The sequence below is a fragment of the Microbacterium sp. NPDC087589 genome, from assembly GCF_044743635.1.
Lineage (GTDB): Bacteria > Actinomycetota > Actinomycetes > Actinomycetales > Microbacteriaceae > Microbacterium.
In genome coordinates this window covers 22,900-47,060 of sequence record NZ_JBIUWV010000008.1, presented here as the reverse complement: position 1 = coordinate 47,060, position 24,161 = coordinate 22,900, and the positions used below count along the sequence as shown (strand labels likewise).

The 24,161-nt window shown below is 67.3% G+C and carries 26 protein-coding genes; 21 read left to right on the top strand and 5 right to left on the bottom strand.

What is annotated here, in order from left to right:
* Positions 1–12 precede the first annotated feature (12 nt).
* Positions 13–1,122: a peptide chain release factor 2 gene (gene prfB / locus ACIOU8_RS15780; RefSeq protein ID WP_400791456.1), complete on the top strand. Its 1,110-nt coding sequence runs from the start codon at positions 13–15 to the stop codon at positions 1,120–1,122.
* 246 nt (positions 1,123–1,368) lie between these two features.
* On the opposite strand, the gene ACIOU8_RS15775 is transcribed toward prfB, so the two are convergent.
* Entirely contained in the window at positions 1,369–2,694 is a 1,326-nt protein-coding gene (locus ACIOU8_RS15775) for a DUF2510 domain-containing protein (protein WP_400791453.1), read from the bottom strand.
* Positions 2,695–2,832: 138 nt separating this feature from the next.
* Here ACIOU8_RS15775 and ftsE point away from each other — a divergent pair, with 138 nt between their 5' ends.
* The 3 genes from ftsE (at position 2,833) to smpB (ending at position 5,367) form a co-directional block, all read left to right on the top strand.
* Complete coding sequence (gene ftsE / locus ACIOU8_RS15770) at positions 2,833–3,894, top strand: cell division ATP-binding protein FtsE (protein ID WP_400791451.1); 1,062 nt, start codon at positions 2,833–2,835, stop codon at positions 3,892–3,894.
* Positions 3,891–4,805: a permease-like cell division protein FtsX gene (ftsX, locus tag ACIOU8_RS15765; protein ID WP_400791448.1), complete on the top strand. Its 915-nt coding sequence runs from the start codon at positions 3,891–3,893 to the stop codon at positions 4,803–4,805. Before ftsE ends, ftsX begins: the two co-directional genes overlap by 4 nt.
* A gap of 85 nt (positions 4,806–4,890) precedes the next feature.
* Positions 4,891–5,367, top strand: coding sequence for an SsrA-binding protein SmpB (gene smpB / locus ACIOU8_RS15760; protein WP_042536531.1), 477 nt, complete (start codon positions 4,891–4,893; stop codon positions 5,365–5,367).
* Here the strand turns inward: smpB and ACIOU8_RS15755 are convergent, their stop codons facing one another.
* Both ACIOU8_RS15755 and lexA read right to left on the bottom strand, forming a co-directional pair.
* On the bottom strand, positions 5,368–7,227 hold the full coding sequence (locus ACIOU8_RS15755; protein WP_400791446.1) for a prolyl oligopeptidase family serine peptidase: 1,860 nt from the start codon (positions 7,225–7,227) through the stop codon (positions 5,368–5,370). It lies immediately after the preceding gene.
* 109 nt (positions 7,228–7,336) lie between these two features.
* Positions 7,337–8,023, bottom strand: a complete 687-nt coding sequence (lexA, locus tag ACIOU8_RS15750) for a transcriptional repressor LexA (RefSeq protein ID WP_400791443.1) — start codon at positions 8,021–8,023, stop codon at positions 7,337–7,339.
* A gap of 281 nt (positions 8,024–8,304) precedes the next feature.
* Between lexA and ACIOU8_RS15745 the strand changes: the two genes are divergently transcribed.
* The 4 genes from ACIOU8_RS15745 (at position 8,305) to hisH (ending at position 11,096) form a co-directional block, all read left to right on the top strand.
* Positions 8,305–8,667: a LysM peptidoglycan-binding domain-containing protein gene (locus ACIOU8_RS15745; protein WP_400791440.1), complete on the top strand. Its 363-nt coding sequence runs from the start codon at positions 8,305–8,307 to the stop codon at positions 8,665–8,667.
* An 82-nt stretch (positions 8,668–8,749) separates the two neighbouring features.
* Positions 8,750–9,844 carry a histidinol-phosphate transaminase gene (locus tag ACIOU8_RS15740; RefSeq protein WP_400791437.1) on the top strand — a complete coding sequence of 365 codons (1,095 nt, stop codon included), beginning with the start codon at positions 8,750–8,752 and terminating at the stop codon, positions 9,842–9,844.
* Positions 9,841–10,458: an imidazoleglycerol-phosphate dehydratase HisB gene (gene hisB, locus ACIOU8_RS15735; protein ID WP_400791434.1), complete on the top strand. Its 618-nt coding sequence runs from the start codon at positions 9,841–9,843 to the stop codon at positions 10,456–10,458. The genes ACIOU8_RS15740 and hisB overlap by 4 nt, the downstream gene beginning before the upstream one ends.
* Entirely contained in the window at positions 10,455–11,096 is a 642-nt protein-coding gene (gene hisH / locus ACIOU8_RS15730; protein ID WP_311260383.1) for an imidazole glycerol phosphate synthase subunit HisH, read from the top strand. The genes hisB and hisH overlap by 4 nt, the downstream gene beginning before the upstream one ends.
* A 13-nt stretch (positions 11,097–11,109) precedes the next feature.
* Here the strand turns inward: hisH and ACIOU8_RS15725 are convergent, their stop codons facing one another.
* Complete coding sequence (locus ACIOU8_RS15725; protein ID WP_400791431.1) at positions 11,110–12,684, bottom strand: MinD/ParA family protein; 1,575 nt, start codon at positions 12,682–12,684, stop codon at positions 11,110–11,112.
* A gap of 154 nt (positions 12,685–12,838) precedes the next feature.
* On the opposite strand from ACIOU8_RS15725, the gene priA reads away from it, so the two are divergent.
* Positions 12,839–13,585: a bifunctional 1-(5-phosphoribosyl)-5-((5-phosphoribosylamino)methylideneamino)imidazole-4-carboxamide isomerase/phosphoribosylanthranilate isomerase PriA gene (gene priA / locus ACIOU8_RS15720; RefSeq protein WP_400791907.1), complete on the top strand. Its 747-nt coding sequence runs from the start codon at positions 12,839–12,841 to the stop codon at positions 13,583–13,585.
* Complete coding sequence (locus ACIOU8_RS15715) at positions 13,569–14,393, top strand: SseB family protein (RefSeq protein WP_400791429.1); 825 nt, start codon at positions 13,569–13,571, stop codon at positions 14,391–14,393. Before priA ends, ACIOU8_RS15715 begins: the two co-directional genes overlap by 17 nt.
* Before the next feature lie 49 nt (positions 14,394–14,442).
* Here the strand turns inward: ACIOU8_RS15715 and ACIOU8_RS15710 are convergent, their stop codons facing one another.
* Entirely contained in the window at positions 14,443–14,841 is a 399-nt protein-coding gene (locus ACIOU8_RS15710; protein ID WP_042536542.1) for a DUF1844 domain-containing protein, read from the bottom strand.
* 231 nt (positions 14,842–15,072) lie between these two features.
* Between ACIOU8_RS15710 and infC the strand changes: the two genes are divergently transcribed.
* From infC to ACIOU8_RS15655, 11 genes are all read left to right on the top strand, one after another.
* Complete coding sequence (infC, locus tag ACIOU8_RS15705) at positions 15,073–15,723, top strand: translation initiation factor IF-3 (RefSeq protein ID WP_079113185.1); 651 nt, start codon at positions 15,073–15,075, stop codon at positions 15,721–15,723.
* Between the two features lie 72 nt (positions 15,724–15,795).
* Positions 15,796–15,990, top strand: a complete 195-nt coding sequence (rpmI, locus tag ACIOU8_RS15700; protein WP_036278714.1) for a 50S ribosomal protein L35 — start codon at positions 15,796–15,798, stop codon at positions 15,988–15,990.
* Positions 15,991–16,022: 32 nt separating this feature from the next.
* A complete protein-coding gene (rplT, locus tag ACIOU8_RS15695) occupies positions 16,023–16,409 on the top strand; it encodes a 50S ribosomal protein L20 (RefSeq protein WP_029262486.1) in 387 nt (128 codons plus the stop codon).
* Positions 16,410–16,511: 102 nt separating this feature from the next.
* Positions 16,512–17,324, top strand: coding sequence for a TrmH family RNA methyltransferase (locus tag ACIOU8_RS15690; RefSeq protein WP_400791423.1), 813 nt, complete (start codon positions 16,512–16,514; stop codon positions 17,322–17,324).
* A gap of 77 nt (positions 17,325–17,401) precedes the next feature.
* Positions 17,402–18,070, top strand: coding sequence for a response regulator transcription factor (locus ACIOU8_RS15685; protein ID WP_400791420.1), 669 nt, complete (start codon positions 17,402–17,404; stop codon positions 18,068–18,070).
* Positions 18,071–18,076: 6 nt separating this feature from the next.
* On the top strand, positions 18,077–19,453 hold the full coding sequence (locus ACIOU8_RS15680; RefSeq protein WP_400791417.1) for an ATP-binding protein: 1,377 nt from the start codon (positions 18,077–18,079) through the stop codon (positions 19,451–19,453).
* The gene (locus ACIOU8_RS15675) at positions 19,450–20,430 is read left to right on the top strand and encodes a TAXI family TRAP transporter solute-binding subunit (protein WP_400791414.1); all 981 of its coding nucleotides are present in this window, start codon (positions 19,450–19,452) and stop codon (positions 20,428–20,430) included. The genes ACIOU8_RS15680 and ACIOU8_RS15675 overlap by 4 nt, the downstream gene beginning before the upstream one ends.
* 352 nt (positions 20,431–20,782) lie before the next feature.
* On the top strand, positions 20,783–21,532 hold the full coding sequence (locus tag ACIOU8_RS15670; RefSeq protein ID WP_400791411.1) for an amino acid ABC transporter ATP-binding protein: 750 nt from the start codon (positions 20,783–20,785) through the stop codon (positions 21,530–21,532).
* Between the two features lie 47 nt (positions 21,533–21,579).
* Complete coding sequence (locus tag ACIOU8_RS15665; protein WP_400791408.1) at positions 21,580–22,488, top strand: glutamate ABC transporter substrate-binding protein; 909 nt, start codon at positions 21,580–21,582, stop codon at positions 22,486–22,488.
* Positions 22,489–22,547: 59 nt separating this feature from the next.
* The gene (locus tag ACIOU8_RS15660; protein WP_400791405.1) at positions 22,548–23,204 is read left to right on the top strand and encodes an amino acid ABC transporter permease; all 657 of its coding nucleotides are present in this window, start codon (positions 22,548–22,550) and stop codon (positions 23,202–23,204) included.
* Positions 23,201–24,160 (top strand): amino acid ABC transporter permease, encoded by a 960-nt coding sequence (locus tag ACIOU8_RS15655; RefSeq protein WP_400791402.1) that lies wholly within the window; start codon positions 23,201–23,203, stop codon positions 24,158–24,160. Before ACIOU8_RS15660 ends, ACIOU8_RS15655 begins: the two co-directional genes overlap by 4 nt.
* Position 24,161: the final 1 nt, after the last annotated feature.

Genomic DNA, 24,161 nt, shown 5'->3' with positions numbered 1-24,161 from the left:
GCTGGACGCGACATGCTCGAACTCGATCTCTCCGCCGACATCCAGGCCCTGCGACTCACCTACGGTGACATTCGCGAGGTCATCGATGTCGAGACCCTCCGTTCCGACATCGCGCGTCTCAGCGAGGAAGCCGGCGTGCCGGACCTCTGGGACGACCCCGAACGCGCCCAGAAGGTGACCAGCGCGCTGAGCCACCGGCAGTCCGCGCTCGCCAGGGTCGAGGGCATCGGTCGTCGACTCGACGACCTCGAGGTCCTGGTCGGCCTCGCGAACGAGATGGGCGACGAGGAGTCGGCCATCGAAGCGCGCACCGAGCTGAACGCTCTCACCGAGATCATCAATCAGCTCGAGGTCCAGACCCTGATGGACGGCGAGTACGACGAGCGTTCAGCCATCATCACGATCCGCTCGGGTGCCGGTGGCGACGACGCCACCGACTTCGCGGAGATGCTCATGCGCATGTACCTGCGCTGGGCCGAGCGCCACAAGTACCCCGTCAAGGTGCTCGACACCTCGTACGCCGAGGGTGCCGGCATCAAGTCAGCCACGTTCGAGATCGATGCGCCCTACGCGTTCGGCACGGTGTCGGTCGAGGCGGGCACGCACCGCCTCGCGCGCATCAGCCCGTTCGGCTCTGCCGACAAGCGCCAGACGTCGTTCGCCGCGGTCGAGGTCATCCCGCTCATGGAGGAGGCGACCGAGGTCGAGATCCCCGAGAGCGACATCCGCGTCGACGTGTTCCGTTCTTCCGGCCCCGGTGGTCAGTCGGTCAACACGACCGACTCCGCTGTGCGCCTCACGCACCTTCCCACCGGCATCGTCGTCTCGATGCAGAACGAGAAGTCGCAGATCCAGAACCGCGCCGCGGCCATGCGCGTGCTGCAGACCCGACTCCTGCTCCTCCAGAAGGAGGAGGAGGCAGCGAAGAAGAAGGAGCTCGCCGGCAACATCACGGCGAGCTGGGGCGACCAGATGCGCTCGTACTTCCTCTACGGCCAGCAGCTCGTGAAGGATCTCCGCACCGGACACGAGTCGGGCAACCCGGCTGCCGTGTTCGACGGCGATCTCGACGGGTTCATCTCGGCCGGCATCCGCTGGCGCAAGCGCAAAGACGAGGACTGAGCGAAGGCTCCACTCTCAGCGGGCAGCCTCTTCGAGGCGGCCCGCTTTCTCGTCTGCCCCGACGGCGATGCACGGGCCTGGTCGACGGTAGCGATGTGGGATCGACGTACGAAGGCTGCGCGGCAGCGGGGCGGATGGTGGCCGAGCAGAAGCGGGCCCGTGCCGGATGCCGAAGCATCGTGGCACGGGCCCACCTGCGGTACGAACCGCCGGGCACCCGCCGGCCGATTCGCCCTGCGCTGTGTTCTAGCCGGCTGACGGGGTGACGGTGATGCGGGTGACCTCCCGCAGGACCTCGTCGGTGAAGATCACGTCGTAGGACTCGCTCTGCGCGACGTCGAAGGTGATCTTGCCGTCGACCGTGTCGCCGGGCTCGAGCTCTTCAGCCACGATCCCGTCGACGTAGTAGTCATAAGTCCCTTCGACGCCCTCAGCCGTCTCGATGCCGAAGTTGAAAGCGCTCAGATAGCTCGTGCCCGAGACACCGGTGAAGGTGACGTCGAGGATCACATAGCCGCCGTTCGTCGAGGGGATGCTCGAGCCGTCGCTCGTCGCCCAGGTGGCGGAGTGGATCGTCACCTCGCTGGTGGCGGCCATCTGATTGATCGGTACGGGGGAGCCCATCTCGCCCTCGACGACCTCGGGTGTGCCCGTGCCCTCTTCTTCGGTTCCGCTGCCGGTGTCCGAATCGCTCGACGGGGGTGCGGTCGGCAGATCGCGGACGACTTCGGACACCGTCGCGAACACGATGACGAAGAACATGACGACGGCGATGATCGCGCCGATCACCGAGAGGATGAGGCCCGAGATTCCCGGCCACTTCTTGCCCTTGAGGAACAGCGAGATCAGGGAGGTGATGAAGCCCACGCCGAGCAGCAGCCAGCCGAGCCAGAAGATCGTCGGGATGCACGACAGGATGGTGCCGAGCGCCGCGAGCCCGAGCCCGACGAGCCCGAGGATCGATGGACCCGAGGGCGCTGCGGGGGCCGTCGCTCCGTATGCGGGCGGGTAGCCCGCGGGGGCACCGTACTGCTGTCCCGCAGACGCGTAGGGTGCATTGCCCGGGTAGCTCGGCGCTGCCGCCCCCGGGTACCCGGGAGCCACGGGGTAGTCCTGAGGCTGCACGGGAGCAGCGGCACCGGGGTAGGAGGGTGCGTCCGCGCCATACGGATGGACGGCGTCATCGACCGGCGCCATGGCTCCCGGAGCGGTGAAACCGGGTTCCTGCTCGGCGCCGGGCTCTGCAGCGGAAGCGTCGGTGGTCGACCAGGGGGATTCGGGCTCGGGAGCCGCGACCTCGTCGATGGGCGCTCCAGTCGGAGCCTGCGCATCGGCATCGGCATCGGCATCGGCATCGGCATCGGCATCGGCATCGGACGGCGCGCGGGTGTTCCATGACTGGCTCTCGACGGCAGCGACAGACGCGATCGATGCGGCGGTCTCGGCGTCGGCCGCGGACTCCGCAGACTCCGCAGACTCGACGACGGGCGCGAAATGTTCGGTCCACTGGGTGCCGTCCCACCAGCGCTGGCGTCCGGATCCGTCGTCGTACCAGCCTGCAGGCGTCGTCATGGTTCCCCCTCGGAGTCTCGTCCACGCGGCGGCATGGAGCGGCACCTCCATGTATAGCAGTGCGGTGCGACACTCAGGGGGGCTGCGCGGGGTGTCGCTCGCGAGCAGATGAACGGGCGCACTTAGGCTCGAACCGCCATGATTCGGTTCGAGAACGTCACGAAACGCTATCGCGGGACCTCACGGCCCGCTCTGTCCGACGTCGACTTCGAAGTGCAGCGCGGGGAGTTCGTCTTCCTCGTAGGCGCGTCGGGGTCGGGCAAGTCGTCCTGTCTGCGGCTGATCCTCCGCGAGGACGTGCCGACCACAGGTCGCGTCGCCGTGCTCGGGCGCGACCTGCGTTCGCTCGCGAACCGCAAGGTGCCGTACTTCCGGCGTCACATCGGGTCCGTGTTCCAGGACTTCCGACTGCTTCCCTCGAAGACCGTCTATCAGAACGTCGCCTTCAGTCTGCAGGTCACGGGGTCGTCACGCGGCTTCATTCAGCAGGCCGTTCCCGAGGCGCTCGCGCTGGTCGGGCTCGACGGCAAGCAGAAGCGGATGCCGCACGAGCTCTCCGGCGGAGAGCAGCAGCGCGTCGCGATCGCTCGTGCTCTCGTCAACCGCCCCCAGGTGCTGCTGGCGGACGAACCGACCGGAAACCTCGACCCGGCGACATCGGTCGACATCATGCAGCTTCTCGCGAGGATCAACGCGGGCGGTACGACTGTTCTCATGGCGACTCACGAGGCGGGTTTCGTCGACCAGATGCAGCGCAGAGTGATCGAACTCCGCGACGGCGTGATGGTGCGAGACGAGGTGCACGGTGGCTATGGGGACACGTCGAAGATCCCGCGTCTCGTCCCTGAGGAGGTGCGCGGCGCCGCAGCTGCGGCTGCTCTCACCGCGGTGCAGGAGGTGCAGCGACAGACCGCCGATCTCTCCGTCGTCCGCGCGGCGCTCGCTGAGGAGCTCGACGCTCAGCGCAGGGCCGCAGGGGCATCCGCGGATGCGGTGCCATCCGCATCCGAGACACCTGAGGCTCAGGCCGCCCCGATCGAAGCCCCCACCCTCGAGGAGCAGGCGGTTGCCGCCCAGGCCCTTGCCGCGCCTCGGACGCACCCCATCGCGATGCCGCAGGTCGACGTCGCCGAGCTCGGCGTGGCCGATCGCCTCGGCCTGTCCGATGACGGCACCGAAGAAGTGGGGCCGACGTCATGAGAATCGGACTCATCCTCACCGAGGCGCTCGGTGGCCTTCGACGGAACATCTCGATGGTCATCTCCGTCGTGCTCGTCACCTTCGTGTCGCTGACGTTCGTCGGCGCCGCGATCCTCATGCAGGCGCAGATCGGCACCATGCGCGGCTACTGGACCGAGCGGGCCCAGGTCGCCGTGTACATGTGTTCCGACATCTCAGAACAGGACACCTGCGTCGACGGCGGCGCTTCGGACGAGCAGGTGAACGCCGTGCGAGCCCAGCTCGAAGGCGAGGCTCTCGCCCCTCTGATCAGCGAGGTCAGCTTCGACTCCAAGGAAGACACCTACGCCAAGCTCGTCGAACAGCTCGGCGAGGATCAGGCGAGCGTGATCACCCCTGAACAGGCGTTCGAGGTCTTCTTCGTCACCATGAAGGACCCCGGTCGATCGCAGGTGATCTCCGAGGCGTTCAACGGCGTCGCCGGCGTCGAGCAGGTGCAGGATCAGCTGCAGTACCTCGAGCCGCTCTTCTCGGCGTTGACGGTCGCCACGTACATCGCGGTGGGGATCGCCACGCTGATGCTGATCGCCGCCATCCTGCTGATCGGCACGACCATCAGGCTCTCCGCCTACGCCAGGCGCAAGGAGATCGGCATCATGCGCCTGGTAGGTGCCTCCAACCGCTTCATCCAGACGCCATTCGTGCTGGAGGGCGTGTTCGCCGCGTTCCTCGGTTCGGCGCTCGCGAGCGCCGCTGTCGTCGCCGGAGTGCACTTCGGTGTCGACGGCTACCTGCGAGGGCGCGTGCCGTTCATCACGACGTGGGTGACGATGCAGGATGCCGTCGTCGTCGTCCCGGTGCTGATCGGCATCGGCGTCGTGCTGGCCGCACTCTCGGCGGGCTTCGCGATCCGGCGCTGGCTTCGCACCTGACCGGCTCGCCGGTATAGACTGACAGGCTGTCGTGCGCCCGACCAGGGCTCTGGAACCACTGCGCGACACGGATCAGGAGAGAATCATGCCCAGGGAACGCGGGGAGAAGGTCATCGCGACCAATCGTCGCGCACGTCACGACTACAACATCGAGAAGTCGTACGAGGCGGGGATGGTGCTCACCGGCACCGAGGTGAAGTCGCTGCGTCAGGGGCGCGCGAATCTGAGCGACGGATATGCGTTCGTCAAGGGGAACGAGGTCTTCCTCGATTCCGTGCACATTCCGGAGTACTCGCAGGGGCACTGGACCAACCACTCGGCGAAGCGCGTGCGCAAGCTGCTGCTGCACCGCGAGGAGATCGCGAAGCTGCAGCATGCCGTGTCCGCGGGTGGGTACACGCTGATCCCGCTGAAGCTGTACTTCTCGGATGGACGCGCCAAGGTCGAGATCGCCCTCGCCAAGGGCAAGAAGGAGTACGACAAGCGTCAGACCCTGCGCGAGCGTCAGGACACCCGCGAGGCCGATCGTGCCATGCGGTTGCGCAACCGCGTCGGAGAGTGATCAGCGCGAGGGCGTGAAGCCGAACACGCGCCCGAGAAAAGCGAGCTCCCTTTCGAGCGCGTCGACGATGGTCTCGCTCGCACGGAAGCCGTGTCCTTCACCGGGGTAGAGCACATACTCGTGATCCACGCCTCGCTGCGCCAGCGCATCGCGGATCGCCTCGGACTGCGACGGCGGCACCACGCGGTCCTCCGCGCCCTGCATGAGCAGCACGGGCACGTCGATCCGATCGACGTGGGTGAGGGGCGAGCGGTCGATGTAGACGGCCTCCGCATCGGGCAGTGGCCCCACCAACCCCTCGATGTAGTGCGCTTCGAAGTCGTGCGAGTGCTCGCTCAGCATCCGCAGGTCTGCCACGCCGTATCTGCTGATGCCCGCGGCGAAGGTTCCGCCTCGCACCAGGGACGAGAGCACCGTCCAGCCGCCGGCCGAGCCCCCGCGGATCGCGATGCGATCGGGGTCGGCGAGTCCGGTGTCGGCGAGGCCGCGCGCCGCCGCGATGACGTCGTCGACGTCGACCACGCCCCATGCGCCGTCGAGCCGTTCTCGGTAGGCACGTCCGTAGCCCGTCGATCCGCCGTAGTTGACATCGAGCACGCCGATGCCGCGGCTGGTCCAGAAGCCGATGGCCGCTGACGCGGCGCCGGTGACGTGAGCCGTCGGTCCACCGTGCACGAGCACGATGTAGGGAGGGAGCTCGTCGTCTGCGGCTGACGCCGACGGATTCATCGGCTCGTAGGCGAAGGCGTGGACGGGGCCGTGCACGCCATCCACCAGGATCTCGGATGCCACCGGCATCCACGTGGGGTCCGCCGGTGTCGCTCCCGCGACCACCTCGACCTCGCCGGAGTCGACGTCGACGCACCAGACGCCCGGCGCAGTCGACGAGCTGTTGCCGGAGAGCAGCACACGGGAGCCCGCGACGTCGTCGACGCTGACATGGCCGTCGGCGGGGACGAGCAGGCGTCGGGCGCTGCCGTCGCGTTCCATGACGACCACCTCGTCGCGTCCGTTGGTGCGGACAGCCACGATGCGGCCGTCGGCGAGTGGTCGGTACCACCGGTTGCCGAGCACCCAGAGACCGTATCCCGTGTCGGCGTCAGCGTCGTCGATCTGCGCTGCGGGGCCGACCGCTCGCAGGCCGTCCACGTGCTGTCGGTGCAGCGCCCAGCGGCCCGAGGGATCGTCGGAATACAGGATCTCCTGGTCGTCCGTCCACTCCGGTTGGAGGGCGGCCCGTGTGGGCAGCTCTGTGCGCTCGGTGCCGTCGGAGAGCACGAGCGAGGCGTGCTGCCAGGGCATCCGTTCGCCGGACCACTCGACCCACGCGGTGCGAGTTCCGTCCGGCGACAGCGCGGGATGCGCGTAGAACGAGCCTCCCTGCACGAGAACCGTCAAGAGCGCTGGCTCTTCGGATGCTGAGCCGTCGGTCGGAATCTCGACGATGCCGCGCTGGTGGGGGTCGACCGAGAGGTCCTCCCGCACAGCGAACAGGCGGCCGTTCTGCAGGCGGAGGCCGCCGTACGCCGGCCCTGCAGGGGTCAGGGGCGTCGGAGCGCCGCCGCGCGGCATCCGATGCACGCGTTGATCCTTGGCATCGACGAAGAACAGCGTGCCCTCGGCATCCGCCGTCCATGCCCCGCCGCCGTACTCGTGCACCCGCGACCGGGCGCTCCACGGAGCGGGGAGGATCTCGGCGCCGCTGGAGCTGCGCACAGTCAGGCGCCCGCCCTCGGAAGGCACCGACTCGCCCCACCAGACGTCATCACCGACGATGGCGGAGCCGTCGATCCTCGGAGACGACGCGGCGATCCGATCGGGAGTGAACGGGGATGGCCAGGTACCGAATGGCGACGACATGGTTCGAGCCTATGATGCACCGGCGCTTGCCGTCACGCGCGGTGCGATCACGACGGCGGCCTCACGCCTTCGGGAGTGCTCTGTTCATGCACCTCGCGTGCGGAGGGAGTCAGACGGATCGCAGCACTGCGACGATCTTCCCGAGAATGACCGCCTCGTCGCCGAGGATCGGCTCGAACGCGGAGTTCCGGGGGAGCAGCCACGTGTGGCCGTCGCGTCGCCGCAGCACCTTGACCGTAGCCTCGTCATCGAGCATCGCGGCGACGATCTCGCCGTTCTCAGCGCTGTTCTGCGAACGGACGACGACCCAATCGCCGTCGCAGATCGCCGCGTCGATCATCGACTCGCCGGACACCTTCAGCATGAACAGGTCGCCCTTGCCGACGAGCTGACGGGGGAGCGGGAAGATCTCCTCGACCTGCTGGTCTGCCGTGATCGGGACGCCGGCGGCGATGCGCCCGACGAGAGGAACCAGCGCGGCGTCTCCGACCGGCGTCGCCACATCGGCGGGGTTCTCGCCGCTCGTGCCGGGGAGGTCGATCAGCACCTCCATCGCGCGGGTCTTTCCGGGGTCGCGGCGCAGATAGCCGCTGAGCTCGAGCTGGCCCAGCTGGTGGGTCACGCTGGAGAGCGACTTGAGTCCGACGGCATCGCCGATCTCGCGCATGCTCGGGGGATAGCCGTAGTGACTGATCGACGTCTGGATGACCTCGAGGATCGCCATCTGCTTGGGGCTCAGGTTCTTGCGGCGACGAGTGCGCGGGGAATCGGCCTCGGGGGCGGAGTTGTCGCTCATGGTGCTCCTCAGGTGTGCGATCCGGCGTCTCAGTTCGAATGTCGGAGGCCCGTGGTGGGGTGGTCCTATCGAAACCGTATCCGAGAAACGCGCCGATGTGGAAGATCTGTTCGAGCGTGTCGGCCGATTCTCGCACTTCTGTTTCGAAGAACGCTTGACAGATGTTCGAATTCGAAGATAACTTCGGTACGTAGCTTCGCATCCACGGCTCCCGGCCGAGGCGCGGATGCGGACGCTACGCCAACTTCACCGCCCACGCGGTAGATGCAGAGGAGCACGACATGAGCACCATTACCTTCAGCAGTGCAGCAGTCCTTCCGGTTCGCCCGGCGACGCGGCTCCGTCTGACGGCGCGTGGTCGACGCGTCGTGCTCTCCGTCGCGGCAGTGCCTCTCGCAGTCGGGATCGCGTTCGCAGCGCTCAGCGGTGGCAGCGCGATGGCGTCAGGTGAGCAGACCGAGACGGCGTCGTTCGCGACGGTGACCGTGATGCCCGGCGACACTCTCTGGTCGATCGCAGAGTCGATCGCACCCGGCGCCGACCCGCGTGACGTGATCGGCGACATCACGCGTCTGAATCTGCTGCGCGGCGGAACGCTGCAGATCGGTCAGGATCTGGCGATTCCGGCGCAGTACTCAGAGTGAGCCTCGCCTGCGCTGGTCGATCGAGCGAGTTCGTCTTCATACTCGGTCCTCACGGGCATCCGTGAGGTGAACGCGGCCTACCATGGGAAGGGTGACTGCATCACTCGACGACCTGCCGCTTCGCGACGACCTCCGGGGGCTCACGCCATACGGAGCACCTCAAGCGCCACTCCCGATCGCCCTGAACGTCAATGAGAACACGCATCCGGTTCCGGACGCCGTGGCCAGCGACATCCTCGACGACATCGCGGTCGCGCTCCGAGACGTCAACCGTTACCCGGATCGCGAGTTCACCACTCTGCGTGAGGGCTTCGCCGAGTATCTCGGCCACGGCCTGGACGCCAGTCAGATCTGGGCGGGCAACGGGTCGAACGAGGTCCTTCAGCACATCCTTCAGGCATTCGGAGGGCCGGGTCGTACGGCGTTCAGCTTCAACCCGACCTACTCGATGTATCCGCTGATCTCGAAGGGGACCGGGGCCCGGTGGGTCGCCGGCACGAGGCAGCCCGACTACACCATCACGCCCGAGGAGGCGGCGGCGCAGGTGAGAGAGGTCGATCCCGATGTCATCCTGCTCTGCTCCCCGAACAATCCCACGGGCACGCCGCTCGGTCTCGATGTCGTCGAGGCCGTGTACGAGGCTTCGAATGGAATCGTCGTCGTCGACGAGGCGTACCAGGAGTTCGCGCCGCACGAGGCGTCATCAGCTCTCACGCTGCTCGATGGGCGCCCTCGGCTCGCAGTGTCTCGCACTATGAGCAAGGCGTTCGCCTTCGCGGGCGCGCGGGTGGGGTATCTCGCGGCGGATCCCGCATTCATCGACGCGCTGAGGCTCGTGCGTCTGCCCTACCACCTCAGCGCTCTCACTCAGGCGGCGGCGGTAGCCGCACTGCGGAACTCCGGCGTGATGCTCGGCATGGTGGAGGAGATCGTCGAGCAGCGGGATCGCATCTCGGCGACGCTCGAGGCTCTCGGCTACACGCCTCACGAATCGTGGTCGAACTTCGTGCTGTTCGGCGGGGTCTCCGAGCCCGGAAAGGTCTGGCAGCAGCTCTACGATCAGGGGGTCCTCATCCGCGACGTCGGGATCCCCGGTCACCTGCGCGTGACCGCGGGCACCGAGGCTGAGACCACGGCGTTCCTCGATGCTCTCGCCTCGATAGGATCGGCTTCATGAGCACCCCCGCCCAGAACCCGCGCACAGCCACGCGTGTGCGCAGCACGTCCGAGTCCACTGTCGAGCTCGAACTGAACCTCGACGGCAGTGGTGCAAGCCGCATCGACACGTCGGTGCCGTTCTTCGATCACATGCTCACGGCGTTCGCGAAGCACTCGCTCACCGACCTCACGGTGCGCGCCTCCGGCGACACGCAGATCGACGCGCACCACACGGTCGAGGACATCTCGATCGTCCTCGGTCAGGCCATCCGCGAGGCGCTGGGCGACAAGTCGGGGATCTCCCGCTACGGCGATGCGCTCGTGCCACTCGATGAGGCGCTCGCCCAGGCGGTCGTCGACATCTCGGGTCGCCCCTACCTCGTGCACACGGGGGAGCCTGCGGGCTTCGAGCACCACCTCATCGGGGGTCACTTCACCGGGTCCCTGGTGCGCCACTCCTTCGAGGCGATCACCTTCAACGCGGGACTGACCGTGCACGTGCGGGTGCTCGGAGGACGCGACCCCCACCACATAGCCGAAGCCGAGTACAAGGCGTTCGCTCGGGCGTTCCGTCAGGCCAAGGCGCTCGACCCGCTGGTCGACGGCATCCCGTCGACCAAGGGCGCGCTGTGAGCTCGGCACCCAGGGTCGCCGTCTTCGACTACGAATCGGGCAATGTCCACTCGGCGGTGAAGGCTCTCGTCGCAGCAGGCGCGGACGCGGTGCTCACACGCGATCGCAAGGAAGCGCTCGAGGCAGACGGTCTCGTCGTGCCCGGCGTCGGTGCGTTCCAGGCCGTACGCGACGCGCTCTACGCGCACGGAGGCGACGAGATCATCGACCGTCGACTCGCAGGCGGACGCCCCGTTCTCGGCATCTGTGTCGGTATGCAGGTTCTCTTCGCGCACGGCGTCGAACGCGGCCACGATTCTGAGGGGCTCGGCGAGTGGCCGGGAGCGGTCACGGAACTCAACGCGCCCGTGCTGCCGCACATGGGGTGGAACACGGTGGAGCCGGGCGCCGACTCCGTGCTGTTCAAGGGCATCGAGAACGAGCGCTTCTACTTCGTGCACTCCTACGCCGCGCAGTCGTGGGAGCTCGATGTGATTCCGCCGTTCCCGCAGCCGGTGCTCACGTGGTCGACATACGGAGACCCTTTCCTCGCCGCCGTCGAGAACGGACCACTTTCAGCCACCCAGTTCCACCCGGAGAAGTCGGGGGAGGCCGGAATCCAGTTGCTCCGCAACTGGGTCGACAGCCTGCGAGCCTGACGGGCGCGGCTCTTCAGAAGCCGCGTGCGACGGCCGCTGCGGCCGAGAGCCACGATCGCTGCGTCGGCGCCGCGAGTGCACGAAGACGAAGGTGGCCGTCGACCATCTCGCGGTCATAGGGTATGCCGACGACTTCGCGCGCGAGGGGCTGGTATCCCGCGATGACGTCTGTCACCGCTGCGGGCGACGCCTTCGGGTCCGCTTGGCTGACGACGACCACCGATTCCCGCGCGAGCCGTGCTGAGCGCTCATCGCGGTCCTCGAGCGCCTCGAGCAGCAGGGCCCCCGCTTCGGCATGGTCGTCGCGCGTCGTCGTCGCGACGACGATCTGGTCGGCGAGATCGATCATCCGCAACCACATGGGATCGGATTCGTCGTTCCCGGAGTCGATGATGATCAGACGATAGAACTTGGCCGCGATCGCGTGGATGGAGTCGACATCGGCGGGCCTGAGCCGGTTCTCGTGCGCGAGCCGAATCGGCTTCGACCGCAGGACGTCGTATTTCTCCTGCGGCTGGTGATGCACGAAGTGCGCGAGATCGGCCGACTGCCCCTGGGCTCCCAACAGGCGCTGAGTCTGCGGCAGCAGCTCGAGCAGGGTGCGGTCGTGCGCTCCGGTCTCGGTGCGCCAGCCGAGGGTGCCGCGGGTCTGATTGTTGTCCCAGGCGAGGACTCCGGCCCCGCCGTACTGGGCGAAGACCGCTGACAGCAGCACGGTCGCCGGCGTCTTGCCCGCCCCGCCCTTGCCGTTGACGACCGCGACGGTGCGGGGCCCCGGCCAGTGACGGCTCACCGCATGCTCGTCGTCGCGGACCGCTCGCTCACGGGCATTGGGTCCGAGCGAGAAGCCGACGCGATTGAGCAGGCCACGCCCGCCCTGACGTGCGGGCTCTTCTCGTCGCTCCTCCTGCAGGAACGAGCGGCGCCCCACTCCCTGCTCGCGCTGCTGACGACGCGACGATGCCGACGCCGCCGACTCGGCGGCGGCCGCGTTCGGAGCGGTCGGAACAGCGCTGGTCGGCTGTGGCAGCGGCTGCGGCTGTGGCAGCGGTGGAGCGGGCGGCAGGCCTGGGGTCTGATTCTGCGGCACGGCATTCGCCGGTGCCGGCGTCGCAGCAAGCGCCTGAGCCGCAGGACCGGGAGCGGCAGGAGCCGGTGCAGGCGTAGCGGCCGGCGTCGGCGGGATGTTCGCGACCGGGGCGGCAGTTCGCTCCGCGTGATGATCAGCACCGTGGCCGACAGGGCCCTGCGGCTCCGACCATACGGCTGACGGAGGCCCGGGGATCGAGGGTACTGCGGGCGCTGCGGGAGGAGGGGAGATCGGACTCGAGGGGTCGACTGCTCGTGGAGTGTCGGTCGGCGGAGTCGCGGCGGCGGATGCTGCCGCCCACGCCGCCGCCGCGGCTGCGCGCGTCCCGGGCAAGGGCGGGCTCGGCGGCGCGTCATCGCGCAGCGGGTGCTGACGTGCATCGACGGGGATCTCGCCTGGTGCGACAGGCAGCTGCGCGCCGTCATCCGGAGTCTCGGGAGGCAGTGCATTCCCGCGCCGCAGGGGTCCGCCTCCTCGCGCTTCCGCATCGCGAACCATGCAACATCTCCTCATTGACCGAACAGGGGCGTCATCGAGGCTACCGCGTGGCACGCGCTGTTCTCTGCTGTCATCGTTTTGGAGCGGGCCGATACGCGGGCTAGTGTCGACTCTCGTGCCGGTGAATCGGCTCTCCATCTCACCTGAGGACGTCATGAACGACTTCGCGCAGTCTCCTTCTCTCACTCTGCTCCCCGCCGTCGATGTCGCCGGGGGCAAGGCAGTCCGTCTCACCCAGGGTGAGGCCGGCACCGAGACCAGTTACGGTGATCCACTCGACGCCGCAGGGGAGTGGGTCTCGCAGGGAGCGAAGTGGATTCACCTCGTCGACCTCGATGCAGCCTTCGGACGCGGCAGCAATGCCCCGATCCTGCGCAAGGTCATCAAGCAGTTCAAGAACGTCAATGTCGAGTTGTCGGGCGGTATCCGCGATGACGCGACGCTCGAGGCGGCCCTCGAAAGCGGCGCGAGCCGCATCAACCTGGGCACGGCTGCGCTGGAGAACCCCGAGTGGGCGGCTGACGTGATCGGCCGCTTCGGCGAGGCGATCGCCGTGGGGCTCGACGTCCGCGGCACCACGCTCGCCGCCCGCGGCTGGACCAAGGAGGGAGGGGACCTCTGGGAGGTTCTCGAGCGCCTCGAGGATGCCGGCTGCAGCCGTTACGTCGTGACCGATGTCACGAAGGACGGAACACTCAAGGGCCCGAACCTCGAACTTCTCCGCGAGATGACCTCTCGCACCCCGAAGCCTGTCGTCGCATCGGGTGGTATCGCGAACCTCGACGACATCGCCGCGCTCCGCGAACTCGTTCCGCTCGGAGTAGAGGGCGCGATCGTCGGCAAGGCTCTGTACGCCGGAGCGTTCACGCTGGCTGAGGCCCTGGATGTCGCAGGGGACTGACGACGCCTGCAGCCACGGTCCGCACGAACCCGGCTCGCCTGAATCCGCCGCGGCGAACCACGGCGACTCCGCCGGGGTCCCCTGGGAGGGGCGCAGTTTCGAGTCGAATCCGCACGCGGGCGACGACGGCTCCGCCGACCCGGCGCTCCTCGATGCCCTTCTGCGCTTCCGAGCGGGAGATGGTGCTCAGAGCGAGGTGGTCGACGCTTTCCGCAGTGCGCGGGTGCTGATACCGCTCATCGCCGAGAAGGGCGAAGAGGGGGTGGCGCCCAGCGGGCTCGCCGTCGACAAGACGCAGGAACTGTCGATCGTGACGGTGGCCGCTCCTGACGGCCGCCGTGTGCAGCCGGTCTTCTCGTCCGTCGAGGCGATGCAGCGGTGGGATGCGACGGCACGCCCGATCCCGGTCGATGCGACGCGCGCCGCGCTCGCGGCATCCGCCGAGGACACCGACCTGATCGTGCTCGACCCGACGTCGGAGACCGAGTTCGTCTTCCGGCGTCCGGCGGTATGGGCGATCGCGCAGGGGCATGCGTGGGAGCCGAGCTTCCTCTCGCCCGAGGTCTTCACCGCTCTGCAGGAGAGCGTCGCGCACGAGCTCGCGGTGATCGACGTGTCTGTCGCACCGGGCGACCCCGACGCGCGCCTGCGCGGCCCCGAGTTGATTGTGATCCTTGAGCTCGTCGATGGCCTCGAACGCGAAGTGCTCGATGCCGTGCTCGCGCGTCTGGCCCAGCGCTGGGCGTCAGACGACCGCATCGCGGTGCTCGCCGATTCGCTGACCGTGAAGCTCCGCCGCTCGGCCTGACCGGCGCGGCGATGTCGCCGGCCGGCCGGGGCCGGAGCAGAGCGGGTCGCTAGTTGACCGGCCCGGTCCACTTCTCGCCCGGACCCTTGCCGATCGGGTCGGGGATGGTCGATGCCTCGCGGAACGCGAGCTGCAACGAGCGCAACCCGTCGCGCAACGAACGTGCATGCATGTCGCTGATCTCCGGTGCGCCGGCGGTGATCAGGCCCGCCAGCGAGTTGATCAGCTTGCGAGCCTCGTCGAGATCGAGCTGCTCTGCCGCATGCGGGTCGTCGGCGAGGCCGAGCTTCACCGCTGCCGCGCTCATGAGGTGCACTGCCGCAGTCGTGATCACCTCGACGGCCGGGACGTCTGCGATGTCCCGAGTGGCGGAAGACGCCGCCTCCTCCTGCCGTGCCCAGCGCTCTTCGCGCTCACGTGCAGCCTCATCCGATGCCTGGTTCGTCACTTCGCCTTGCCTTCTGTTAGACTGTGTCGGGCTCCGGAGCGTCATGCTCCGGTACGAAAGAGGATTCACTTCCCACCCGCGCTTGCCGTTCCAGGCTACCGGGTCTTGCACTCCACCGGATCGTGTCGTCAGACTCATCCGGCAGGTAGGGTGCGGAGCCGGCGTCTGAATGCCGGCGGGTGGGGACGATTCTGATTTCGCCCGGGATGCTGACTGCGTCCTGGTGGCTGAATCCCATCGTCTAAGGAGTTACGCATCAGCGATCCCCGCACCAATGAGCGCATCCGCGTCCCCGAGGTCCGCCTCGTCGGCCCCGCGGGTGAGCAGATCGGCGTCGTCCGCATCGAGGCGGCGCTGCGCCTTGCGCAGGAAGCCGACCTCGACCTCGTCGAGGTCGCACCGAACTCGAAGCCGCCCGTGGTCAAGATCATGGACTACGGCAAGTTCAAGTACGAAGCCGCCCAGAAGGAGAAGGAGGCTCGCCGCAACCAGGCGAACACCATTCTCAAGGAGGTCCGCTTCCGCCTGAAGATCGAGGCGCACGACTACACGACCAAGCTCAAGCGCGCCGAGGGCTTCCTCAAGGCGGGCGACAAGGTCAAGGCGATGATCCTGTTCCGCGGCCGCGAGCAGTCGCGCCCCGAGCAGGGCGTTCGCCTTCTCCGCAAGTTCGCCGAGGATGTCGCCGAACTCGGAACGGTCGAGTCGAACCCGACCATCGATGGTCGCAACATGGTCATGATCGTGGCTCCGCTCAAGAGCAAGTCCGAGGCCAAGCAGGAGCAGAACGCGGTTCGTGACGCCCAGCGCGCAGCGAACAAGCAGGCTGCCCGCGAAGCCAAGAGCGACACTGACGCACCGGCCGAGGCCGCAGCGGAGTAACTCCCGCCCACAGACTCCCGCACCGCGGGTTGACACCGTCGCCTGAGAAGGCGCCATACGAAGGAAGAGAAGATGCCGAAGCAGAAGACCCACTCGGGTGCTAAGAAGCGCTTCAAGATCACCGGCAGCGGCAAGCTGAAGAAGCAGCAGGCCGGTATGCGCCACAACCTCGAGCACAAGTCGAGCCGGCGTACCCGTCGTCTGAACCAGGACCAGGTGCTCTCGAAGGCTGACACCAAGACGGCCAAGAAGCTTCTCGGCCGCTGACGCGCCCGACGCACGAATAGGAACACAGGAAAATGGCAAGAGTCAAGCGGGCGGTAAACGCCCACAAGAAGCGTCGGGTCATCCTCGAGCGCGCAAAGGGTTACCGCGGTCAGCGTTCGCGCCTGTACCGCAAGGCCAAAGAGCAGGTCATCCACTCGCTGGTCTACTCGTACCGTGACCGTCGCAAGCGCAAGGGCGACTTCCGCCGCCTCTGGATCCAGCGCATCAACGCTGCTGCACGCCAGAACGGCATCACGTACAACCGCTTCATCCAGGGCCTCGGTCTCGCGGGTGTCACCGTCGACCGTCGTATGCTCGCCGACCTCGCGGTCAACGACGCAGCGACCTTCACGACGCTGGTCGAGACGGCGAAGAAGGCTCTGCCCTCTGACGTCAACGCTCCGAAGTCCGCTGCGTAAGCAGCTCTTCACCACAGAGGACGCTCTCCTTCGGGAGGGCGTCCTCTGTCGTTCGCCGGGCGTTTGCGCAGGAACAGCTCTGCCGTTCTCTAGACTGTGAACGTGCTGGAGAACCCCCGTTCGCCCCGAGTCCGTGCCGTCGCCAAGCTGACCAAGCGCAGTGCGCGAGCGGAGACAGGGCTCTACCTGCTCGAAGGGCCGCAGGCTGTTCGAGAGGCGCTGACGTACAGCCCCGAGGCGATCGTCGAGCTGTTCGCGACGCCGACCGGCTGGGAGAAGCATCCGGACATCCGCACGAAGGCATCGGATGCCGGCATCGACGTCGAGCACGTGACCGAGTATGTGCTGAACGCGATGGCCGACACGGTCACGCCTCAGGGACTGGTCGCGGTCGTCCGGCAGGCACCCACCTCGGTGCGCGACATCTTCGCGGGGTCTCCGCGGCTCGTGGCGATCTGTGAGGAGATCAGGGACCCGGGAAACCTCGGCACGATCATCAGGGCCGCCGACGCCGCGGGCGCGGATGCGGTCGTCCTCACCGGGCGCACGGTCGACCCGTACAACCCGAAGGTCGTTCGTGCCACGACGGGCTCGCTGTTCCACCTGCCCGTGTCGGTGGGAGCCGAGCTCCCTGATGTCGTCGAGAAGGCGCACGCTGCCGGTCTCCAGATCCTCGCTGCGGACGTGAAGGGCGACGATCTTCTTCGCGCACGCGCGGACGGAGTCCTCGCGGAGCCGACGGCCTGGTTGTTCGGCAACGAGGCCCGCGGGCTCGAAGAGGAAGCGCTCGCCCAGGCCGATCGAGTGCTGAAGCTGCCGATCTTCGGACGAGCCGAGTCGTTGAACCTGGCCACCGCCGCGAGCGTCTGCCTCTATGAGAGCGCCTTCTCGCAGCGGGCGGCATCCTCCGCCTGATCGCAGCCGGCCGGGCCGGTGTCTCGCCCTGCTGGTAGGTTTGTCCCGGCTCGAGCGGAGAAGGGGATCCAGGGTCGATGCAGATTCTGATCGTGGAGGACGACGAGCGCGTCGCCGCCGCACTCGAGGCATTCCTCGCGCGATCCGGATACGCGACCGTACGCGCGGCAGACGGCGCGTCCGCCCTGCAGAAGCTGGGCGCGGACACCGAGGTCGTGCTCCTCGATCTCGGTCTGCCGGATGTCGACGGCATCGATCTCTGCCGCCGGATCCGCGGCCGCTCCGAGGTGCCGATCGTCATCGTCACAGCGCGCAACCAGGTCGCCGAGCGCATCAGAGGGCTGCGGGCCGGGGCCGATGACTTCGTCGTCAAGCCGTACGACGTGCACGAGCTCCTGGCTCGTATCGAAGCAGTCACTCGACGTTCGAGGCCGGTGCGGCCGGAGTCCGAGGCGCGGGTGCGGCTGCAGGACGGTGATGTGGAGATCGACCTCGTAGCCCGACAGGTGCTCATCGAACGGGCTCCGATCGAGCTCACTCGCAAGGAGTTCGACATCGTGGCGGTGCTCGCGCGTTACCCCGGGGTGGCCGTGCCGAAGGAGCGCCTCATCCGCGAGGTCTGGAACACCGACTGGCGCGGGTTCGGACACTCTCTCGAGGTGCATGTCGGCGCGATCCGCAAGAAGGCGGGCCAGCGTCATCTGATCGAGACCGTGCGCGGTGTCGGCTACCGGCTGGCCGGGTAGCGGTCGATGCGCAGACGTCTGGTCGTCGTGTTCCTCGTGCCGCTCGTCGCGATCCTTCTGTCACTGGGCGGTGCGACGGCCTGGAGTGCGACCCGCAGCATCCAGCAGGCGTTCTACACCGAGCAACTCGGTGACCTGGGGTACTTCGTGACGAGCGCGCGACAGGCGTTGCGATCGGGGAGTGCCACGGTGATCGAGGCCGAGGTCCGGCGATTCCACGAGGTGTACGCAATCGACGTCGTCGTGTTCGATCTCGCCGGCGGCGTGTGGGCGTCGGGAGATGACGCGGCCGAAGTGCTGCCCGACGACGATGCCGCACGCGTCGGTCTCGCGCTCTCGGGTCGGCGGGCTGAAGCTCCCGAGCCGGTGTTCCCCTGGATCGCCGCGGACTTCTCGCTCGTCGAGCCGGTCTTCGATGACGGCGACGTCATCGGTGCCGTCATGCTCTCCGCCGATGTCGAGGCGCCGAGGACGGAGATCCTGCGGCAGATCCTCGTGCTCACTGCCGTGTCGACGGTGTCGATCGGGCTGGGCGTGCTGCTCGTGTTCCAGCTCGCCAAGTGGGTGCTCTCTCCGGTGCGCCGTCTCGATGAGGCGATGATCGCCATCGAGCGGGGCGAGATGGATGCCAGGGTCGCGGAGGACACCGGTCCTCCCGAACTGCGCCGCATGACCCGCGTCTTCAACGGCATGGCGGATGAGATCGAGCGCGTCATGACCCGTCAGCAGGAGTTCGCGCTGAACGCCTCGCACGAACTCCGCAACCCGCTCAACGCTCTGCTTCTGCGCGTCGAGCATCTCTCGACCGGCCTCGACGACGACTGGAAGGACGACGTCGAGGAGACGAGGGAGGAGGGGCGCCGCATGGCGCGAATTCTCGAGACGCTCCTCGGTCTCGCACGAGGCGGACGCTCCGACACCACGATCTCGGTCGTCGATCTGACGACGCTGGCGGCCCGACGCGCCGACGCCTGGAGCGAGGTGGCCTCTCAGCGGGGGATCCGGACACTCTCGACGGGAGCCGACCCCGTGATGAGCGTCACGGACCGCACGATCGTCGAGAGCGCGCTCGACGCGGTCATCGACAACGCGGTGAAGTTCTCTCCCGCCGACGCGGTCGTCGAGATCGGAGCGCACCGCAGCGACGGGCTCTGCATGCTGACGGTCCGCGATCACGGGCCGGGGCTCACGCGCGAGCAGGCAGCGAACGCCGCCGACCGATTCTGGCGGAGCGACGACAGCGGTGGGGTTCCTGGTTCAGGGCTCGGCCTGGCGATCGCCACCGACCTCCTGGAAGCGATCGGCGGGGAGCTGAGAGTAGACACGCCGGAGGACGGCGGACTGCTGGTCTCGCTGTTGCTGCCGGACGGAGCTGCAGGATGAGCGGGCGTGGCCTGCGGCGCGAACGGTGGCGCAGGGTCGCAGCCGCGGCGGCGGTGCTCGTGATCGCGGGCGCGAGCAGCGCATGCAGCGCTCGCTCGACCGATTGGGGTGACTCCCAGTACGCGATCGCCGGAGGAGGATCCAATGGGGTCTACTACGCCTACGGTGCAGAGGTCGCTCGCGAGCTGTCGGAGTCGCTCGGCGTCCGCGTGGCTGTGGCCGAGACCGCCGGGTCGGTCGACAACCTTCTGCGGGTGAGCTCGGGGGAGGCTCTCCTGGGCTTCGCGCAGGGAGATGCCGCAGCAGACGCGGTCGCGGGGGCCGGCGCGTTCGACGAGGCGCTGCCGGTGCAGGCCGTGGCCCGCCTGTACGACGAGTATCTCCACGTGGTCGTGCGCGCCGACTCGGAGATCGTGGAACTCGGTGACCTCGCGGGCAAGACCGTGTCGCTGGGCGCGGAGAACTCGGGCGTCAATGTCATCGCCGCACGAGCCCTCGATGCCGCAGAGGTCGAGATCGCGACGATCACGGATCCGCAGATGGACCTCGGCGAGTCGATCAGCGCGCTCGAGAGGTCGGGAATCGACGGATTCTTCTGGGTCGGCGGCATCCCGACGCCTGGCATCGCCGAGTTGGCGAAGACCACCCCCGTGCGGCTGGTGCCGGTGGAGCAGACCTGGGTCGCAGAGATCAACGCGCGCTATTCCGATGCCTACCGTCCATCCGACTTCCCTGTCGGGCTCTATGGACTCGAGGAGTCGGCGCCGACGATGGCGGTCCCGAACTATCTGGTCACGTCGTCCGACACTCCGGACGGCGTCGTGCGAGACGTCCTCGCGAGCCTCTTCGACGCCCGCGCGGAGATCGCGCAGCGGGTGCCGGTCGCTTCCCTGCTCGACCGCAGGCAGGCGATCTTCACGGGGCCGGTCGACCTGCATCCCGGCGCGATCGAGTACTACCGAGATCAGCGCGACTGAGGCCTCAAGAAATCCTCAAGAAGTCTCATGCCGGCATGCCGCTCTGCCAATGTGGTGGTCGATCGCACTCGATTCGACGGAGAATTCAGATGCCACTGAGCCCACGCCCTTCACTCGGGCGCGCTTTCGGTCGTTCTCCGGAAGCGTCCTGCGGTCGGATCCGGTCGGAGGCTTGCTGCGACGTTCTACTCGGGGGAGGGACGGAGCAGCAGGGACGCCCCCACGGTCCGCGGGGGCGGACCGTGGGGCACTCCGGCTCTGGGACGGGATCGGCCTCTCTGCGTGGTTACGAACGTGTAAATGTCGACCCGCCTGTCTGGAGCCACGTGTTCGACCTGGCTAGTTTGGAGAAATGATGACCACCGGTAAGCCTCTCGTCGTTGTCGACAACGTCCAGAAGCACTATGGCGACTTCCAGGCACTCACGGATATCGACCTCACGGTGAACGCCGGTGAGGTCGTTGTCGTGATCGGTCCCTCCGGTTCGGGCAAGTCGACCCTGTGTCGCACGATCAACCGACTCGAGACGATCACGAGCGGAACGATCAGCATCGACGGCAAGGCGCTCCCCGCCGAGGGCAAGGGGCTTGCTCACCTGAGAGCAGACGTCGGCATGGTGTTCCAGTCGTTCAACCTCTTCGCGCACCTCACGATCCTCGAGAACATCACGCTCGGCCCGATCAAGGTCCGGGGGCTGAAGAAGGCGGATGCCGAGAAGGAGGCGATGATGCTCCTCGATCGCGTGGGTGTCGCTCAGCAGGCTTCCAAGCTTCCCGCCCAGCTCTCGGGAGGGCAGCAGCAGCGCGTCGCGATCGCCCGCGCCCTCGCCATGCAGCCCAAGGTCATGCTCTTCGACGAGCCCACCAGCGCGCTCGACCCCGAGATGATCAACGAGGTGCTCGATGTCATGGTCGAGCTCGCCCGCGACGGCATGACCATGATCGTCGTGACCCATGAGATGGGCTTCGCCCGCAAGGCCGCGAACCGAGTCGTCTTCATGGCAGACGGGAAGATCGTCGAAGAGGCGACGCCCGAGGAGTTCTTCACCAATCCGAAGAGCGACCGCGCCAAGGACTTCCTCTCGAAGCTCCTCACGCACTGACCGGCTTCAACAGACCTTTGCACACACAGCACACGAAGGAGACGCACATGCGACGCACACGGACACTGGCAGGAATCGGGATCGCGACAGTAGCGCTGTTCGCCCTGACCGCCTGCAACAGCGGCAGCCCGTCCAGCCCCGGCGCCGGAACCGGCGGTGACGAGGGCGAGGACTCCACCTGGTTCGAGGTCGCTGAGGACGTCCAGCTCGAAGGCAGCCCGACGTTCGACGCCATGCAGGAGCGCGACGGCGTCATCGTCGGCGTCAAGGAGGACCAGCCCGGTCTTGGCTACCTCGATGTCACGACGGGTGAGCGCACCGGCTTCGATGTCGACATCGCGCGCTGGATCGCCGCATCGCTCGGATACGACGAGGACCAGATCGAGTTCAAGCCGATCGCCTCCGCCAACCGCGAGCAGGCGATCACGAACGGTGACATCGACTACTACGTAGGCACCTATTCGATCAACGACAAGCGCAAGGAGCTCATCGACTTCGCGGGCCCGTACTTCATCACCGGCCAGGGACTTCTGGTCGCCGCTGATGCTGACGAGGCGGAGGCGCTCGAGGACTTCAACGGCAAGACCGTCTGCTCTGCGACCGGCTCGACGCCGATCCAGAACATCAAGGCGAACTTCCCCGACATCAAGACGCAGGAGTACGACCTGTACTCCGCCTGCGTCCAGGACCTCATCGACGGCAAGGTCGACGCGGTGACCACCGACCAGGCGATCCTGATCGGCTACGCAGCACAGTACCCGGATGACGTGAAGGTCACCGGCGGACTCTTCACCGAGGAGCGCTACGGTGTCGGCCTCACGAAGGGTGACGACGCCCTGCGGACGCACATCAACGATCTCTTCACCGACAACGGCGACATCTGGCAGGCGATCTTCGACGCGAACCTCGGTTCCAGCGGCATCGAGGTCGACCAGCCCGAGGTCGACGCGTACTGATCGACATGGGCGGCCTCCTCAGGGAGGCCGCCCACTCATTCTGAAGAAGGGAGGGTGGCGTGGACGTCATCTTCGGCAACCTCGACCTGTGGGGCCAGGCGATCAGCAACACGCTGATCGTGTTCTTCGCAGGCGGGATCATCGCGCTGGTCCTGGGCCTGGTAGTCGGGGCGATGCGTGTGGCCCCGGTGCCCATCGCCCGCGGCGTCGGCACGGCGTACGTGAACATCGTGCGCAACACTCCGCTCACCCTCGTGTTCTTCTTCTTCATCTTCGGATACCCGCAGCTCGGACTGCCCGACCTCTCGAATCTCACACTCGGCATCCTCGCCATCGGCATCTACACGGCGACCTACGTGGCCGAGGTGCTACGGGCGGGAATCAACACGGTCCCCGTCGGCCAGGCTGAGGCCGCGCGGGCGATCGGGCTCCCCTTCGGCCAGGTGATGGGCCTCGTGATTCTGCCGCAGGCGTTCCGCTCGGTCGTGCCGCCGATGATGAGCGTCTTCATCGCCCTGCTCAAGAACACCACCGTCGCTGCCGGATTCTCGGTCGCCGAGCTTGCGGCCCTGCGATCGACGATCAACGACTCCGCCGACCGTCCGGGCAACCCGATGGAGGTCCTCCTCTGGGTCGCCGTCGTGTTCGTCGTTCTGGTGCTGCTGTTGAGCTGGCTGCAGCGATATCTCGAGAACCGTTGGAGGATCGCGCGATGAGCTCTGTACTGTACGACGTCCCCGGACCCCGGGCGATCGCCCGCAACCGGGTGCTCGCGGCCGCCACCATCGTCCTCGTTCTCGCGGCGGTCGGCTTCATCGTCTACCGCATGGTGGAGACGGGCCAGTTCTCGGCTGAGAAATGGTTCGTGTTCACGTTCTCCAACGTGTGGATGGGAATCTTCAAGGCACTGGGCAACACCCTCGCCGCCTTCGCGCTGGCCGCCGTCCTCAGCGTCATCCTCGGTTTCGTGCTGGCGATCGGCCGGCTCTCGGAGCATGCGTGGGTGCGGATTCCTGTGACCGTGATCACCGAGCTCTTCCGGGCCGTCCCGGTGCTGGTGTTCATGATGCTGCTCTACTACGGTCTTCCCGTGGTCGGCATCAAGATGGAGCCGTATTGGGCCGTCGTGATCGCGCTGATGGCGTACAACGGCTCCGTCCTCGCCGAGGTGCTGCGTGCCGGCATCGAATCCCTGCCCCGCGGGCAGAAGGAGGCCGGCTACGCGATCGGGCTCCGCAAGAGCGGCGTGATGCGCCTCATCCTGCTGCCGCAGGCGATCCGGGCGATGCTGCCCGTTATCGTCGCCCAGCTGGTCGTGACGATGAAGGACACCGCTCTCGGCTTCATCATCACCTACCCGGAACTGCTGTATTACGCGAAGCAGCTGACGTCTCAGCAGGGACGCCCTATCCTGCAGTCGGCCTTCGTCATCGGCGGTATCTACATCATCATGTGCCTCATCCTGTCGGGCATCGCCAAGTGGGTCGAGGTCCAGACTCGGCGTTCGCCCAAGGTGAAGGCGATCCACGCGGCAGAGGACCCTCGCCAGCACGGCGACGGCACCGACACCGAATTGATCACCCTGCAGCGGGGAGGCAGCGGCTTCGGCGGTGGTGGTGGCGCCGGCGGCCTTGGTGGACCTGCGGGCGGCGGAGACCCGGGCAAGGTCTGAG

What these genes read in the sequence shown, in the direction of transcription:
- rpmI (WP_036278714.1), top strand. Translation starts at nt 15,796, where the DNA reads ATGCCGAAGCAGAAGACCCACTCGGGTGCTAAGAAGCGCTTCAAGATC.
- ACIOU8_RS15655 (WP_400791402.1), top strand. Translation starts at nt 23,201, where the DNA reads ATGAGCTCTGTACTGTACGACGTCCCCGGACCCCGGGCGATCGCCCGC.
- ACIOU8_RS15775 (WP_400791453.1), bottom strand. Translation starts at nt 2,694, where the DNA reads ATGACGACGCCTGCAGGCTGGTACGACGACGGATCCGGACGCCAGCGC.
- ACIOU8_RS15685 (WP_400791420.1), top strand. Translation starts at nt 17,402, where the DNA reads ATGCAGATTCTGATCGTGGAGGACGACGAGCGCGTCGCCGCCGCACTC.
- ACIOU8_RS15715 (WP_400791429.1), top strand. Translation starts at nt 13,569, where the DNA reads ATGTCGCAGGGGACTGACGACGCCTGCAGCCACGGTCCGCACGAACCC.
- ftsE (WP_400791451.1), top strand. Translation starts at nt 2,833, where the DNA reads ATGATTCGGTTCGAGAACGTCACGAAACGCTATCGCGGGACCTCACGG.
- ACIOU8_RS15670 (WP_400791411.1), top strand. Translation starts at nt 20,783, where the DNA reads ATGATGACCACCGGTAAGCCTCTCGTCGTTGTCGACAACGTCCAGAAG.
- hisB (WP_400791434.1), top strand. Translation starts at nt 9,841, where the DNA reads ATGAGCACCCCCGCCCAGAACCCGCGCACAGCCACGCGTGTGCGCAGC.
- ftsX (WP_400791448.1), top strand. Translation starts at nt 3,891, where the DNA reads ATGAGAATCGGACTCATCCTCACCGAGGCGCTCGGTGGCCTTCGACGG.
- ACIOU8_RS15725 (WP_400791431.1), bottom strand. Translation starts at nt 12,684, where the DNA reads ATGGTTCGCGATGCGGAAGCGCGAGGAGGCGGACCCCTGCGGCGCGGG.
- priA (WP_400791907.1), top strand. Translation starts at nt 12,839, where the DNA reads ATGAACGACTTCGCGCAGTCTCCTTCTCTCACTCTGCTCCCCGCCGTC.
- ACIOU8_RS15740 (WP_400791437.1), top strand. Translation starts at nt 8,750, where the DNA reads ATGGGAAGGGTGACTGCATCACTCGACGACCTGCCGCTTCGCGACGAC.
- ACIOU8_RS15665 (WP_400791408.1), top strand. Translation starts at nt 21,580, where the DNA reads ATGCGACGCACACGGACACTGGCAGGAATCGGGATCGCGACAGTAGCG.
- prfB (WP_400791456.1), top strand. Translation starts at nt 13, where the DNA reads ATGCTCGAACTCGATCTCTCCGCCGACATCCAGGCCCTGCGACTCACC.
- lexA (WP_400791443.1), bottom strand. Translation starts at nt 8,023, where the DNA reads ATGAGCGACAACTCCGCCCCCGAGGCCGATTCCCCGCGCACTCGTCGC.
- ACIOU8_RS15680 (WP_400791417.1), top strand. Translation starts at nt 18,077, where the DNA reads ATGCGCAGACGTCTGGTCGTCGTGTTCCTCGTGCCGCTCGTCGCGATC.
- ACIOU8_RS15675 (WP_400791414.1), top strand. Translation starts at nt 19,450, where the DNA reads ATGAGCGGGCGTGGCCTGCGGCGCGAACGGTGGCGCAGGGTCGCAGCC.
- ACIOU8_RS15755 (WP_400791446.1), bottom strand. Translation starts at nt 7,227, where the DNA reads ATGTCGTCGCCATTCGGTACCTGGCCATCCCCGTTCACTCCCGATCGG.
- rplT (WP_029262486.1), top strand. Translation starts at nt 16,023, where the DNA reads ATGGCAAGAGTCAAGCGGGCGGTAAACGCCCACAAGAAGCGTCGGGTC.
- smpB (WP_042536531.1), top strand. Translation starts at nt 4,891, where the DNA reads ATGCCCAGGGAACGCGGGGAGAAGGTCATCGCGACCAATCGTCGCGCA.
- ACIOU8_RS15745 (WP_400791440.1), top strand. Translation starts at nt 8,305, where the DNA reads ATGAGCACCATTACCTTCAGCAGTGCAGCAGTCCTTCCGGTTCGCCCG.